Raw genomic sequence first — 14,909 nt, 5'->3', positions numbered from 1 at the left:
TAGGGCGCATGTCACGACTTTCCCGCGCGTGCGCGCTGGTCGCCGGAGCCAGCCTCGTGCTCGCCGCCGTCGCACCGGCCGCCGCCTCCGACTCGCCCCGCACCGAGGGCCCCACCGACCCGGCCTCGAGCTCGCCGACGCCTCGCGCGGCCGGCCTCGTCGTCACCTACGAGGACGGCGCCCGTCCGTCGCTCACCGCGGCGCGCAGCGTCGTCGCGGACGAGGGCGTCGAGACCGCCCCCACGACGACGCCGGTCGCCGACGGCGTCGACGCGCTCGCCTTCGCCGAGCCGACCACGCTCGCCGAGGCCGAGAAGGCCGCCGCCGAGCTCGCCGCCCTGCCGGGGGTCGCCGGCGTCGAGCCCGACCTGCTCGTGCTGCCCGCGGCCACGCCGAACGACCCGCAGTGGTCGCGCCAGTGGAACATCCACGGCGAGTACGGCTCCAAGTCCTTCGCGGCGTGGCCGTCGACGGCGGGCAGCGTCGTCGTCGGGATCGTCGACACCGGCCGGACCAGCCACCCCGACCTCGACAGCAAGACCGTCGCCGGGATGGACTTCATCAGCAGCGCGTGGCGGGCCCGCGACGGCCACGGGCGCGACGGCAACCCCGCCGACCAGGGAGACTGGGCGGCGGCCGGCGAGTGCGGGGCCGGCATCCCCGCCAACCGCAGCACCTGGCACGGCACGCACGTCGCCGGGATCGCCGGCGCCCGCGCCAACGACGGCTACGGCGTCGCGGGCAACGCCCCCGGTGTCCGCCTCCAGCACCTGCGGGTGCTGGGGCGCTGCGGCGGCTCGATGTCCGACGTCGCCGCCGCCGTGCGCTGGGGCTCGGGCGCGAAGGTCCCCGGTCTCCCGCGCAACGCGACGCCTGCCCGCGTCCTCAACCTGTCGATCGCCGGCGCGGCATCCAGCTGCCCGGCGGTGCTCAGCGACGCCATCCGCGTGGCCCGTTCCCGCGGCACCGTCGTGGTCGTGGCCGCCGGCAACGCCAACCGCAACGCCTGGGGCTTCGCCCCGGCCAACTGTGCCGGCGTCATCACCGTCGGTGCCACCAACAAGCTCGGCCAGGTCGCCAACACCGCCTCCGGCAGCGTCTGGACGCCGTACTCGAACTACGGCACGGCGCTCGACCTCTCGGCCGCCGGCGGCGACGCCGTCGTCGGCAGCCAGGTCTTCTCGACGCTCAACACCGGCGCGACGACGCCGGCCGCGGCGACCTGGGGCGAGCAGGCAGGCACCAGCATGGCCTCCCCCGCCGTCGCCGGGGCCGCCGCGCTGATCCTGTCGCACGGCTCCTACAGCCCAGCCACCGTCGAGCACGCGCTGCGGTGGGCCGTCAAGCCGTTCCCGCGCCTGTCCAACGGCCGGACCAACTGCGTCCCCGCCGACTGCGGCACGGGCATCCTCGACGTGTCGAAGCTGTCGCTCGCCACGGCGGCGCCGGTGATGAAGGGCTCCGGCGTGCGCGGTGCCGTGCTCACCACGACGAACGGCACGTGGACGAGAAGCCCGACGTCCTTCTCGTACCGCTGGCTGCGCAACGGCAAGCCGATCCCCGGCGCCACCGCGGCGTCGTACCGCATCGGCACGGCCGACGGCGGGGCGCTCGTCCAGGCCCAGGTCGCCGGACGCAAGGGGGCCGGCTCGCCCGCGCTCTGGCGGAGCACCAACGGGGTCCGGGTCCCGAAGGTCGCCACGAGCGTCCGCCTGAAGGTCACGCCGAAGAAGACGCGCTACGGGCGGTCGGGCGCCAAGCTCGTCGCCAGGGTCAAGGTCGCGGCCGGCCCGCTCAAGGGCAAGGTCGTCTTCCGTGACGGCAAGAAGAAGATCAAGACCGTCAAGGTCAAGAAGGGCAAGGCCGTCCTCAAGCTGTCGGCCACGAAGCTCAAGCGCGGCAAGCACAAGATCACGGCGACGTACGTGGCCAAGCACCCCGCGTACAAGCGCTCGGTCTCCAGGCCGATCACGCTGCGGGTCCGCTGACCGGTAGCGAGCCCCGTCGCGAGGGCGCGGACGCACGATCGTGTCCGCGCCCTCTCGTACGCTCGGCGCATGGCTGATGTCACCCCCGCTCCCGACCCCGTCATGCAGCGTGTCACCGAGGCGGTGACGCGAGGGCACGAGGGCGACCCCGAGGCGGCGCGCGCCCAGCTCCTCACCCTCTGGGAGGAGGTCGGCGACGGCGGCGACGCTTTCCACCGCTGCGTGATCGCCCACTACCTGGCCGACGTCACGCCTGAGACCGAGGAAGAGCTCGTGTGGGACGAGCGGGCCCTCGCGGCAGCGCACGAGACGACCGACGAACGCGCCCGGTCCTACCACGCGTCGCTGGCGATCGCCGGCTTCTTCCCGTCGCTGCACCTCAACCTCGCCGACGTGCTGCGCAGGCTCGGCCGTTTCGACGAGGCGAGCCGCCACGCCGAGCACGCCGCGGCACGCATCGACGTCCTCCCGCACGACGGCTACGGCACCACCATCCGCGAGTCGCTCGAGGGCGTGCAGGCGATGATCGCCGCCCGTGACAGGACGGCGCGGGCGTCCGCCCCTCACGCCTGAGGGGGGTTCAAACGGTCAGCGGACGGGCCACGTTCGGCATACGCTCATGCCGTTCGGCGGTCTCGGGCAGGGGCCGAGCACTTCACAGGAAGGGCTCGTTCACGTGTCACGCAAGTCGATGACGACCATCTGCGCGGGGTTCGCGATCGCGACCCTCGTCGCCGCCGGCGCCGCGCCGGCCAGCGCCGGGTCACCTCACCACGACGACCAGTCGACCAAGAAGATCACCCACGCCGTCAAGCTCAAGGCAGTGCTCGACCACCTCGAGGAGCTCCAGGAGGTCGCCGACGAGAACGGCGACCGCGCGGCCGGACGTCCCGGCTACGCCGCCTCGGTGGACTACGTCGTCAAGCAGCTGCGCCGGGCCGGCTACGACCCGCAGGTCCAGGAGTTCCCGTTCGAGTACACCGAGGAGAACTCCGAGCTCATCCGGGTCAGCCCGCAGCCGCGGACGTACGAGGAGGGCACGGACTTCCTCCGCAACGCCTTCGACACCGGCAGCCCCGAGGGCACCGTGACCGGGCCGCTGACGCCGATCGACCTCGTCGTCCCGGCCGCCGGGCTCCCCCCGAACAGCAACACCAGCGGGTGTGAGGCCGCGGACTTCGCGGGGCTCCAGCCCGGCGCGATCGCCCTCATGCAGCGCGGCACGTGCGGCTTCGCCGAGAAGGCGCTCAACGCCCAGGCCGCCGGCGCCGGTGGCGTCATCATCATGAACGAGGGACAGCCCGGCCGTACGGCCCTGATCAACATGATCGGTGACGCGACCGGCCTCACCATCCCGACCGTCTTCGCCACCTCGGCGGCCGGCGAGGACCTGGCCTCGGTCCCCGGAGCGACCGTCACAGTGACCGTCGACTACGTCGCCGAGACCCGCACCGCGTACAACGTCCTCGCCGAGACCCGCAGGGGTGACGACTCCAACGTGGTGATGGCGGGCGCACACCTCGACTCCGTGCAGGAGGGCGCGGGGATCAACGACAACGGCACCGGCAGCGCGGCGCTGCTCGAGACCGCGATCCAGATGCGCAACGCCAAGGTGAACAACACCGTGCGCTTCGCGTGGTGGGGCGCGGAGGAGTCGGGCCTGCTCGGGTCCGAGGCGTACGTCGCTGGTCTGTCGCAGGAGGAGCGTGACCAGATCGCGCTCTACCTGAACTTCGACATGATCGGCTCCCCGAACTACTTCTTCGGCGTGTACGACGGCGACAACTCGAGCGGGACGGCCGACCCGGCCACCATCCCGGCGGGGTCCGACGCCATCGAGGACGTGTTCGAGAAGTTCTACGCCGACCGGGGCGAGCCCTTCCAGGACACCGAGTTCTCGGGCCGCTCCGACTATGGTCCGTTCATCGCCGTCGGTATCCCGGCCGGTGGTCTGTTCACCGGGGCCGAGGGGGTGAAGACGGCGGAGGAGGCCGCGCTCTACGGCGGCGTCGCCGGCGCCTCGTACGACCCGTGCTACCACGAGTTCTGCGACAACCTCCGCGGCGACGGGCAGGACCAGGCGCTGTACGACCAGCTGCGTCAGGACTACCGGCTGGTGGGCAACGTCAACACGCACGCGCTCGACGTGAACGCCGACGCCGTCGCGGCGGCGACGTGGACGTTCGCGCAGGACACGTCGACCGTCAACGGCGTCGAGCCTCCGCAGCGTCCGCGTCCCGGCAAGGGGCACGGGCACGGACTCGGGCACGGTGGGCCGTTCCACCGCGCCATCCGCTGAGCACACGCATCCTCGCGGGTCATCGCCCGGGACCGGACACGGTCCCGGGCGGTGTCCAGGACAATGACGAGGACCGGACCGACCACCCACTTCTCGGAGCCGCCTGACATGACGCACCACAAGAAGGCGTGGCTCGGCGCCGCGGCGGGACTGGCCACCGTCAGCCTGGTGGCCGCGAGCCTGGCGGTGGGGGCGTCCAGCGAAGACGAGACCGCCTACTCGGTCGCCACGTCGGCGGCCTCGCTCACCCTCGGCGACACGGTGACGGTGACCGTCGCCGCCCAGGGGCTTCGCGGGGTCCAGGCGTACGACCTCGCGCTCGCGTACGACGAGGAGCAGCTGGCGTACGTCGACGACTCCGCCTCTGCTCCGGCCGGCGGGAAGACGTTCGGCATCGCGGCCGAGGGCAGGGTGCACGTGGTCCACACCGCCCTCGCCGGCGCCGCGCCGCTCAGCGGGGAGGCTGTGCTCGCGACCGCCACCTTCCGCACGCTCAAGCCGGGTCGCGCAGCGGTCGAGGCGTCGTCGTTCGAGGCGGTCACCACCGACGACGGCTCCACGACCGAGTCCGCCCTCGGAGCCGCAACGGTCGAGGTCGCCGCCAAGCCGGCACCGGTGGCCGCCGAGGAGCCACGCATCGGCGGGTCGCCCCGGGTGGGCGCCGTCCTGACCGCCGAACCCACCTCCTGGGACGTCCCGGGGACGACTGCCTCGTACGAGTGGCAGCGCGACGGCGTCCCGATCGACGGCGCGGACGGTCCGTCGTACCGGCTCTCGCCCGCCGACGTCGGCGCTCGGCTCGGCCTGCGTGTCTCGGGGATCAAGGAGGGCCACGAGGTCGGGTCCGCGGCGTCGGCGCCCACCGAGGCCGTCGTCCCGGCCGCCACCTGGATGGCCGCGAAGGCGAAGCGCTCCGTCAAGCGCGGCGCGAAGGTGACCGTCAGGCTCCGCGTCGCCGCCTCGGGAGCGACGCCCACGGGCACGGCGGCGGTGACCTACCGCGGCAAGACCCGTCGCGTCGGGCTGAAGCCGACCGGGACGACGACCGTGAAGTTCACGGTGAAGAAGCGCGGACGGACCAAGATCCGGGTCAGCTACAGGCCCTCTGCCGGGTTCGCCCCGAGCTCCAAGACCTTGCGCCTGCGGGTGCGCTGAGCAGCAGGCACGGGCGGCCGGAGGGTCCAAATCCCGGAGTCGCAACGGCATTCCAAAGTCATCGCCTAGGCTTGATTCAACGCATCAACGCACAGAAGGGCCAAGCCTTGGCGATCGACGGCAAGAAGGTCGAACAGCTGGACCGGGTCGTCATCCGGTTCGCGGGCGACTCGGGCGACGGCATGCAGCTGACGGGTGACCGCTTCACCCAGGAGACCGCAGCTTTCGGCAACGATCTCTCGACCCTCCCCAACTTCCCTGCCGAGATCCGCGCCCCCCAGGGCACGCTCCCCGGCGTCTCGTCGTTCCAGGTGCATTTCGCCGACCACGACATCCTCACCCCGGGCGACCGCCCCGACGTCCTCGTGGCGATGAACCCGGCCGCCCTCGCCGCGAACATCGAGGCGCTGCGACCGGGCGGCATCGTGATCGTCGACAGCTACGACTTCACGAGCCGCAACCTCGCGAAGGCGGGCTACACGTCCTCGCCGCTGGAGGACGACTCGCTCGCGGACTACCAGGTCCACCCCGTGGACCTCACCGGCATGACGGTCGAGGCCGTCGCCGAGTTCGGGCTCGGCCGCAAGGACGCCGCCCGCGCGAAGAACATGTTCGCGCTGGGCCTGCTGTCGTGGATGTACGGCCGCCCGACCGAGGGCACAACCGCGTACCTCGAGAAGAAGTTCGCCTCCAAGCCGGCGATCCGCGACGCCAACCTCGCCGCGTTCAAGGCCGGGTGGAACTTCGGTGAGACCACCGAGGCGTTCGCCGTCTCGTACGAGATCAAGCCGGCGCCGATGTCGCAGGGGCAGTACCGCAACATCACCGGCAACACCGCGCTGTCGTACGGGATCGTGGCCGCGGGCCAGCAGTCCGGCCTGCCGGTGTTCCTCGGCGCGTACCCGATCACGCCGGCCAGCGACATCCTCCACGAGCTGTCGAAGCACAAGGCCTTCGGCGTCACGACGTTCCAGGCCGAGGACGAGATCGCAGGCATCGGCGCCGCGCTCGGCGCGTCGTTCGGCGGCGCGCTCGGCGTCACGACGACCTCGGGCCCCGGCATCTCGCTGAAGTCGGAGACCATCGGCCTCGCCGTCATGATCGAGCTGCCGCTGGTGATCGTCGACGTGCAGCGTGGCGGACCGTCGACGGGCCTGCCGACCAAGACGGAGCAGTCCGACCTGCTCCAGGCGATGTTCGGCCGCAACGGCGAGGCGCCGCTGCCGGTGATCGCCCCGCAGTCGCCTGCCGACTGCTTCGACGCCGCGCTCGAGGCGGCGCGGATCGCCGTCACCTACCGCACCCCGGTGATGCTGCTCTCCGACGGCTACCTGGCCAACGGGTCGGAGCCGTGGCAGATCCCCGACGTCGCGACGCTGCCGCGCATCGAGCCCGACTTCGCCACCGCACCTGCGGAGGGCGAGACGTTCCTCCCGTACGCGCGCGACCCCGAGACCCTCGCCCGCGCGTGGGCACCGCCCGGCGTGGCCGGCCTCGAGCACCGCATCGGCGGCATCGAGAAGGCCGACGGCACCGGCAACATCTCGTACGACCCCGCGAACCACGACCGGATGGTCCGTCACCGCGCAGCCAAGGTGGACCGGGTGGCCGAGTCCATCCCTGACCTCGTCGTCGACGACCCGTCGGGCGACGCACGCGTGCTCGTGCTCGGGTGGGGCTCGACGTACGGACCGATCGGCGCCGGCGTCCGCGCGGCACGCGCGCAGGGCATCGACGTCGCGCACACCCACCTGCGCCACCTCAACCCGTTCCCGCGCAACCTCGGCGAGGTGCTCCGCGCGTACGACCGCGTGATCGTGCCCGAGATGAACCTCGGCCAGCTCGCGCTGCTGCTGCGCGCCCAGTACCTCGTCGACGTCCAGAGCTACGACAAGGTGACCGGCATGCCGTTCGGCTCCGAGGAGCTCGCCGAGGTCGTCGCGCAAGCCGTCAAGACGCTCGACACGCCGAGCCTGGACCGACCCCGCCAGGAGAACCACCGATGAGCATCGACCTTCCCGCACCCACGCTGGCCCGCGACGGCCTCGCGGGGATCCCGTCCACCGACCTCAAGCAGACCGGCAAGGACTTCACGAGCGACCAGGAGGTCCGCTGGTGCCCCGGTTGCGGCGACTACGCCGTCCTGAAGGCCGTCCAGGGGTTCCTGCCCGACCTCGGGCTCAAGCGCGAGAACATCGTCTTCGTCTCCGGCATCGGCTGCTCGTCGCGCTTCCCGTACTACCTCGACACGTACGGCATGCACTCGATCCACGGCCGCGCGCCCGCGATCGCGACCGGCCTCGCGACGTCGCGCGAGGACCTGTCGGTGTGGGTCGTGACCGGCGACGGAGACGCGCTCTCCATCGGCGGCAACCACCTGATCCACGCGCTGCGCCGCAACGTGAACATGACGATCCTGCTGTTCAACAACCGGATCTACGGCCTCACCAAGGGCCAGTACTCCCCCACGTCGGAGCCCGGCAAGGTCACCAAGTCCACGCCGATGGGCTCGCTCGACACGCCGTTCAACCCGATCAGCCTGGCGCTGGGCGCCGAGGCGTCGTTCGTCGCGCGGACCATCGACACCGACCGCAAGCACCTCACGGAGGTGCTGCGCCAGGCGGCGGCGCACCGAGGCACGGCGCTGGTCGAGATCTACCAGAACTGCCCGATCTTCAACGACGGCGCGTTCGACGCGATCAAGGACCCCGCGACCAAGGACCACGCCGTCATCCGGCTGGAGCACGGCAAGCCGATCACCTTCGGACCCCAGGGCGAGCACGGTCTCGTCCGCGACCCCGCGTCGGGCGCGGTCTCTGTGGTGGAGGTCGACGACACGAACCGTGACGCCCTCCTCGTCCACGACGCCCACGCCCAGGACCCGTCGCTCGCGTTCGCGATCAGCCGCCTCACCGACGGCGGTTACCTCGACCGCGCGCCGATCGGCATCTTCCGCCAGGTCGAGCGGCCGACGTACGACGACCAGGCGCGGGCACAGCTCGCCGCAGCCGCCGAGGCGCAGGGCCCCGGCGACCTCCAGAAGCTCCTCACCGGCAGCGACACCTGGACCATCGCCTGACGCAGGCGTGAGCACGGGCCCTCGGCGCACGCCGGGGGCCCGTTCGCGTCCCGGGGCCGCGTAACCTTCCCTGGTGAGGACCGACTGTCGCCCCGACTCCGCCGACGGGCTCGCGCTCGGCGCCGGCGCGTACCTGCTGTGGGGGCTGTTCCCGCTCTACTGGCCGCTGCTCGAGCCGTCCTCCCCGGCGGAGATCCTCGCGCACCGGATCGTCTGGTCGCTGCTGACCGTCGTCGTGCTGCTCCTGCTCACGCGGCGGGTCGGCCAGGCACTGCAGGTCGTACGCGACCGGCGCCGCCTCGCGTACCTGGCTGTGGGTGGCGCCGTCGTGGCGCTCAACTGGGGCACCTACATCTATGCGGTCAACACCGGCCACGTCGTGGAGTCCTCGCTCGGCTACTTCATCAACCCGCTCGTGACCATCGCGTTCGGGGTGCTCTTCCTCCGCGAGCGCCCACGTCCCGTCCAGTGGCTGGCCCTCGCGATCGCGGCGGCGGCCGTCGTGGAGCTCACGTGGGAGTACGGCCGCGTGCCGTTCATCGCCCTCACGCTCGCCCTGACCTTCGGGGTGTACGGGTTGATGAAGAAGAAGGCGGACGTCGGCTCGATCGAGGGACTCGCCGTCGAGACCGCGACCATCGCCCCGTTCGCGCTCGGCTACCTCGTCTTCCTCGCGGCCACCGGCGCCTCGACCTTCGGCACCGACGGTGTCGGCCACGCGCTCCTCCTCGCTTCCACCGGACTGGTGACCGCGCTCCCGCTGCTGCTCTTCGGCGCCGCCGCCACCCGCCTGTCGCTCACCGCCCTCGGCCTGCTCCAGTACCTCGCCCCGATCCTGCAGTTCGCGTTCGGCGTCCTGCTGTTCAAGGAGGAGATGTCCCCCGGGCGCTGGATCGGGTTCGCGCTCGTCTGGCTCGCGCTGGTCATCATCACCGTGGAGGCCGCCCGCCACCGCCGTCGTACGCTCAAGGCCGCCGCCGAGAACGTCGTCTGAGGCCCCTCAGCCCACCGAGGCGTCCGCACGGGGCCCCGCGACCACCTGCGCCCGTACGACCGAGCCCTCCGTCGTGCTCAGCGCCTGCACCTCTCGCGAGAGCCGCCGCACGATGTAGAGCCCTCGGCCGCGTTCACGACCGTCAGACGGCCGGGTCCGGCCGTGCTCGTTGAGGAGCGGGTCGCCACGCCCGTCGTCGGTGGCCTCGATGGTGAGAGTCCGGTCGGTGACCTCGACCGAGAGGACCGCACGGGTCCGCGCGGCGTCGAGGGCGTTGGCGAGGAGCTCGTCGGCGACCAGGAGCGCGTCCTCGCTCACGATCTCGTGCGCCGCCATCCACTCGCGCAGCTCGCGCCGCACGCGGCTGAGCAGGTACGTGGCCTGAGGCGACAGCTCCCAGCGCGCGAACGAGGCCAGCGCGGGCTTCGACGCCCTGCGCACCACCAGCGCGAGCGCGTCGTCGTGACGCTCCGCCCCCTCCAGGGAGCGCTGGACGAGGGTGTCCGAGAGCTCCTGCGCGGGCAGCCCGGCGATCTCGCCCGCGATCTGCTGCAGCTGCTCCATCCCGGCGATGATGTCGCGACGTGCCTCGACGAGGCCGTCGGTGTAGAGGATCAGCGACTCCCCCTCGGCCAGCTGCGTCACCGCGATGCCGCTGCTCCCCACCCCGGGCCAGCCGATCGCGCCGCCGCTGCCGGCCACCTGGCGTACGGTGCCGTCGGGCGCGACGATGATCGCCGGCGGATGACCGCCCGAGGCCACCCGTAGGTCACCGGTGCGGGGGTTGAACCGCGCGACCACGACCGTGGCCACGAGCTCGGAGTCCTGGGCGTCGAGCAGGGTGTCGGCGCGGGCGACCACGTCCTCGAGCGGTGTCCCCTCGACCGCGACGTGCCGCAGGGTGTGGATCACGGTCAGCGCGTCGCGGGTGGCCGTCACGCCGTGCCCCAGCACGTCGACGACGGCCACGTGCAGCTCACCGGTCGGCAGCTCGTGCCAGTCGAACAGGTCGCCGCCCGTGGGCGCGGTCGGGTCGGAGGCGACGTAGGCGACGGCGATGTCGATGCCCTCCATCCCCGGTGGCTCCGGCGCCACCGCCTGCTGGAGGTGGTCCACCACGAGACGCTGGGCGGCCTGCATCTCGACCAGCCGCGCGAACTGCTCGCGCAGCTCGTGGAACTCCGTCGCGGGGGTGATGTCACGGGCGACGACAACCAGCCGGCGTGTGCCGTCGCTGTTCTCGGCCCGGGTGAACGAGCAGGCCAGCTGGCGCTGCTCGCCGCTGGTCGCGGTGATGAGCATCTCGCCCGGGAACTCCGCGACCTCCCGCCAGTTGACGAGGTCGACGGGTCGCCCCGCCGCCGTACGGGCCCGCAGCCGCGGCAGCGCGTCCCGGCGGCCACGGACCTCGGTCGCCGAGAGCCCGGTGATCCTCTCGCACGCTGGGTTCCAAGTCGAGATCGCCCCGGTGGCGTCGATGGTGAAGATGCCGTCGGAGGTGCTCTGGAGGATCTCGGCCAGCGAGCGCTCGTTCTCGACGACCTTCGAGATCGCCCAGCCCCGGCTGAGCGTGTGCACGGTCTGCCGCGCCAGCGTCTCGAGCACCGACACCTGGTAGTGCTCGGCGTACGGCGTGGGGCCCGGGAGGTCGTACAGCACGATCACGCCGACGACGCGAGGACCCAGCTGCATCGGCGCCGAGACGCACGACATCCGGCCGTCCTCACGCAGCAGACGCGCCAGCGCGGAGTTGTCGTTGGCACCGACCCGGGTGAGGACGCCACGTTTGACCAGGCGCCGCTCGAGAGGGTTGACGGGCACCTCGTCCTCGTACGTCCCGTCCGCGGACCACCGGAAAGCCGTCGGACGGTTGTCCTCGCTCACCATCACCAGCACGGCCGTGCTGGCGCCGAAGCGCTCGCGGATCTCCTCGAGGAACGGACGGACCGCCGTCATCGGGTCGACCGGCTCCGACAGGATCCGGCTCGCCTCGCTGAGCGTCTCGACGCGGCCACGGTCGGCGTACGCGTCGGTGTAGAGCCGCGCGGTGAAGAAGATGAGCAGGAGCGGGACAGGGACGAGCAGCACACCAAGCGGGCTGCCCGCCAGCGCGAAGACGAACAGCAGCCCGAACAGCGTGTTGATCGCCCAGTGCGCGGCGGCCACGACGGCGAGGAAGACCGGCTTGCGCACGGCGTACGGCCACGACACGGGATCGGTGATCGCGCCCTCGACGACCAGCCACCCGAAGTTGACCAGAGTGATCACCGCGAGGCTGACGACGAGCCCTCCGGCGACGGAACCCGTGAGCCGCGCGTCCACCCCGAGGGTCTCGGCCACGACGGCGCCGACCGCGGCGCTGAAGGTCCACCGGGCCATCAGGCTCAGGCCGCGCAGCCTCGGGTGCGACCGAGACAGCAGCGACGGCACGTGCCCGAGGGCGACGGCGCCGACGACCGTCGCCACGTCGTAGCCGTAGATCAGCGGCGCGATCGTCGCCGTGACCAAGGTGAACCGGGCCGGGCTCGTCGGCCCGCTGACGGCGATCTGGTACGTCTCAGCAGCAGCGACCGCGAGCACGAGGACGGGCAGGCAGGCGAGCGGGAGCATCGACTCCGGCCCCAGGTCGACGAAGGCGGCGTACGCGGCCAGGCCGGCCGACGCCACCAGCGCCAGGACGGAGAGCAGCGCCAGACCTGTGTTCGACCTGTGCCTGCTCACCCGGGACCTCCACGCCGTGTGATGCCAGTATGCGTCCGGCGTCAGCCCACGCGCGTCACCACGCGGTCGCACAGACCGTGGAGAGCCTGCCGTGCGGCGTTGTCCGGGAGCCGCTCGAGCAGCGCGCGCGCCGCCTCGGCGTCACGGTGGACGAGCGCGCGGGCCTCCTCCAGGGCCGGGTTGACCCGCAGCAGCGCGAGCGCCTCCTCGACGTCCGCATCGGCGCTGATCGGTCCGGAGAGCAGCTCCCGGAGGCGCGCGTCCTCCTCGCGAGCGGCCTGCTGGACGAGCAACGTCGGCAGGGTCGGGACGCCCTCGCGCAGGTCCGTGCCAGGCGTCTTGCCGGAGTCGTCGGTGTCGCTGGCGATGTCGATGACGTCGTCGGCGAGCTGGAAGACCGAGCCGATCCGCTCGCCGAACTCGGTGAGGACCGCGATCGTCTCCTCGTCCGCGCCGCTCATCATCCCGCCGAAGCGCGCGGCCGTGGCGATCAGCGAGCCCGTCTTGTCGGCGACCACGCCGAGGTAGTGCTGGAGCGGGTCGTCGCCCTCGCGCGGGCCGATCGTCTCGTGGATCTGGCCGTGGACGAGACGCTGGAACGTCTCCGCCTGGATCCGGACGGCGTCGGTGCCCAGCCCGGCCACGACGCGAGAGGCCACGGCGAACAGGTAGTCGCCGGTGAGGATGGCGATCGAGTTGTCCCAGCGGGCGTTGGCCGAGGCCGCACCGCGGCGTACGGCAGCCTCGTCCATCACGTCGTCGTGGTAGAGCGTCGCCAGGTGGGTCAGCTCGATGACGACCGCAGCGGGAGGGATCTGGTCCGAGCCCGGGTTGTCGCCGAACTCGGAGGCGAGCAGGACGAGGAGCGGACGGAAGCGTTTGCCTCCCGCCGCCAGGAGGTGGCTCGCCGCCTCGCCGACGAACCCGTCGTCGTCGTGCACGGCCGAAGCGAGCTGCTTCTCGACCTCGTCCATGCGGTCGCGGACACGGGCTTCCAGGGCCGGGTCGGACTCGGCGATGCCCCAGGCGCTTGACGCCACGGCTGCTGCTCCCTCGGTCGTGCGGCAGGTCAACGGACGAACGCCCCGACCTGCTGCACGAGCTCGAGCACCGGGCCGGGGAGAACCCCCAGGACGATTGTGACAGCCGCCGCGACGACCACGACCGACGAGGTCAACGGACTGGGCACAGCGACCGTGGGACCGTCGCCCTGCGGGGCGGCGAAGAACAGCAGCACGACCACGCGGACGTAGAAGAACAGCGCGATCGCCGAGGCCACCACACCGACCACGACGAGCGGCCAGGCGCCACCCTCCCAGGCCGCCGCGAACACCGACCACTTGCTGATGAAGCCGCCGGTCAGCGGGATGCCCGCGAAGGACAGCAGGAAGAGCGTGAAGGCGATCGCCAGGAGAGGCGACTCCTTGCCGAGCCCCGCCCACCTGCCGAGGTGGGTCGTCTCGCCGCCCGCGTCGCGGACCAGCATGACGACCGCGAACGCGCCGATGACGGCGACGCCGTACGCCAGGAGGTAGAAGAGGATCGCCGACAGGCTCGTCAGCCCGGTGCCCGTGACGACACCGGCCAGGCCCACGAGCACGAAGCCCGCGTGGGCGATCGACGAGTACGCCAGCATCCGCTTGACGTCGGTCTGCGCGATCGACACGACCGCGCCGAACAGCATGGTCACGATCGCCACGCCCCAGACGACCGGCGTCCAGTCCCAGCGGGCGCCGTCGAAGGCCACGTAGAAGATCCGGAGCATCGCGACGAACGCCGCGGCCTTCGTCCCGGCGGCCATGAACGCGGTCACCGGGGTCGGCGCGCCCTGGTAGACGTCGGGCGTCCACGCGTGGAACGGCACGGCCGCCACCTTGAAGAGCAACCCGACCATGATCAGTGCCATGCCCGCCAGGAGGAGGTTCTCGCCGCCGATCCGGTTCGAGACGGCGGTGGAGATCTCGCCCAGGTCGAACGAGCCCGCGTACCCGTACGTGAGCGCGATGCCGTAGAGGAAGAACGCCGAGGAGAACGCCCCCAGGAGGAAGTACTTCATCGCGGCCTCCTGGCTCAGGAGGCGACGGCGACGAGCGAGCCCGCACATCAGGTAGAGCGGGAGGCTCAGGACCTCGAGTGCCACGAACATGGCGAGGAGGTCGTTGGCCGTGGCGAAGAACATCATGCCGCCGAGCGCGAAGACGGCCAGGGGGAAGACCTCGCTGTGCTCGATGCGCAGCTGGGTCGCCCGACGCTCGTCGGTGCTGCCCGGCGGGGTCGACGCCTGGCTCGTGAACGCGCTCAGGCCTCCGTCGAGGCGACGCTCGGCGAACAGCAGGACGCCGAGGACGCCGAACAGCAGCAGCATGCCCCACGTGAACACGGCCGGCCCGTCGACGCTCAGCGCGCCCATCGCGGTCGGGCCGCCGCGTGCCGGCACGTCGCCTCCGACCTCGGGGAGGTCGGTGGCGACCCACACGGTCGCACCGAACGCCGCGACGAGACCCACGACCGCGACGACCACCTGGGTGACGAAGCGGTACGCCCGCGGCACGAAGGCCTCGACGAGGACGCCGGCGACGGCGACGCCGAGGACGATCAGCAGCGGCGAGATCGTCGCGTAGTCGATGTCCGGCGCGTCGATCGGCGACGGCGCCATCGGCGCGGCGAGAACGG

Annotated in this window: 10 protein-coding genes; 7 read left to right on the top strand and 3 right to left on the bottom strand. The window is 71.9% G+C overall.

Going from position 1 to position 14,909, the window contains the following annotated elements; all coding sequences use genetic code 11:
• The first annotated feature begins 8 nt into the window (after positions 1–8).
• From NYZ95_RS07760 to rarD, 7 genes are all read left to right on the top strand, one after another.
• The gene (locus NYZ95_RS07760; protein ID WP_262850371.1) at positions 9–1,988 is read left to right on the top strand and encodes a S8 family serine peptidase; all 1,980 of its coding nucleotides are present in this window, start codon (positions 9–11) and stop codon (positions 1,986–1,988) included.
• Between the two features lie 69 nt (positions 1,989–2,057).
• Positions 2,058–2,561, top strand: coding sequence for a hypothetical protein (locus NYZ95_RS07755; protein WP_262850369.1), 504 nt, complete (start codon positions 2,058–2,060; stop codon positions 2,559–2,561).
• A 103-nt stretch (positions 2,562–2,664) separates the two neighbouring features.
• Positions 2,665–4,287 carry a M20/M25/M40 family metallo-hydrolase gene (locus NYZ95_RS07750; RefSeq protein WP_262850367.1) on the top strand — a complete coding sequence of 541 codons (1,623 nt, stop codon included), beginning with the start codon at positions 2,665–2,667 and terminating at the stop codon, positions 4,285–4,287.
• A gap of 108 nt (positions 4,288–4,395) precedes the next feature.
• Entirely contained in the window at positions 4,396–5,442 is a 1,047-nt protein-coding gene (locus NYZ95_RS07745) for a cohesin domain-containing protein (RefSeq protein ID WP_262850365.1), read from the top strand.
• Positions 5,443–5,513: 71 nt separating this feature from the next.
• On the top strand, positions 5,514–7,448 hold the full coding sequence (locus NYZ95_RS07740) for a 2-oxoacid:acceptor oxidoreductase subunit alpha (RefSeq protein WP_308212228.1): 1,935 nt from the start codon (positions 5,514–5,516) through the stop codon (positions 7,446–7,448).
• Complete coding sequence (locus NYZ95_RS07735; RefSeq protein ID WP_262850363.1) at positions 7,445–8,521, top strand: 2-oxoacid:ferredoxin oxidoreductase subunit beta; 1,077 nt, start codon at positions 7,445–7,447, stop codon at positions 8,519–8,521. The genes NYZ95_RS07740 and NYZ95_RS07735 overlap by 4 nt, the downstream gene beginning before the upstream one ends.
• 73 nt (positions 8,522–8,594) lie before the next feature.
• The gene (gene rarD, locus NYZ95_RS07730) at positions 8,595–9,515 is read left to right on the top strand and encodes an EamA family transporter RarD (protein ID WP_262850361.1); all 921 of its coding nucleotides are present in this window, start codon (positions 8,595–8,597) and stop codon (positions 9,513–9,515) included.
• A 6-nt stretch (positions 9,516–9,521) separates the two neighbouring features.
• Here the strand turns inward: rarD and NYZ95_RS07725 are convergent, their stop codons facing one another.
• The 3 genes from NYZ95_RS07725 to nuoN are packed head-to-tail and all read right to left on the bottom strand — an operon-like array spanning position 9,522 to position 14,892.
• On the bottom strand, positions 9,522–12,236 hold the full coding sequence (locus tag NYZ95_RS07725) for a SpoIIE family protein phosphatase (protein ID WP_262850359.1): 2,715 nt from the start codon (positions 12,234–12,236) through the stop codon (positions 9,522–9,524).
• 41 nt (positions 12,237–12,277) lie between these two features.
• Positions 12,278–13,276: a polyprenyl synthetase family protein gene (locus NYZ95_RS07720; protein WP_262850357.1), complete on the bottom strand. Its 999-nt coding sequence runs from the start codon at positions 13,274–13,276 to the stop codon at positions 12,278–12,280.
• A gap of 29 nt (positions 13,277–13,305) precedes the next feature.
• Complete coding sequence (gene nuoN / locus NYZ95_RS07715; protein ID WP_262850947.1) at positions 13,306–14,892, bottom strand: NADH-quinone oxidoreductase subunit NuoN; 1,587 nt, start codon at positions 14,890–14,892, stop codon at positions 13,306–13,308.
• Between the last annotated feature and the right edge of the window lie 17 nt (positions 14,893–14,909).

Origin of the sequence: Mumia quercus (assembly GCF_025506335.1) — a bacterium.
In the GTDB taxonomy this organism is placed as follows: domain Bacteria; phylum Actinomycetota; class Actinomycetes; order Propionibacteriales; family Nocardioidaceae; genus Mumia; species Mumia quercus.
Note: the sequence above shows the minus strand (reverse complement) of the source record. Positions and strands in the feature narration are given on the sequence as shown.

Coding starts and splice junctions, on each gene's coding strand:
- NYZ95_RS07760 (WP_262850371.1), top strand. CDS start 9: ATGTCACGACTTTCCCGCGCGTGCGCGCTGGTCGCCGGAGCCAGCCTC.
- NYZ95_RS07755 (WP_262850369.1), top strand. CDS start 2,058: ATGGCTGATGTCACCCCCGCTCCCGACCCCGTCATGCAGCGTGTCACC.
- NYZ95_RS07735 (WP_262850363.1), top strand. CDS start 7,445: ATGAGCATCGACCTTCCCGCACCCACGCTGGCCCGCGACGGCCTCGCG.
- NYZ95_RS07745 (WP_262850365.1), top strand. CDS start 4,396: ATGACGCACCACAAGAAGGCGTGGCTCGGCGCCGCGGCGGGACTGGCC.
- nuoN (WP_262850947.1), bottom strand. CDS start 14,892: ATGGCGCCGTCGCCGATCGACGCGCCGGACATCGACTACGCGACGATC.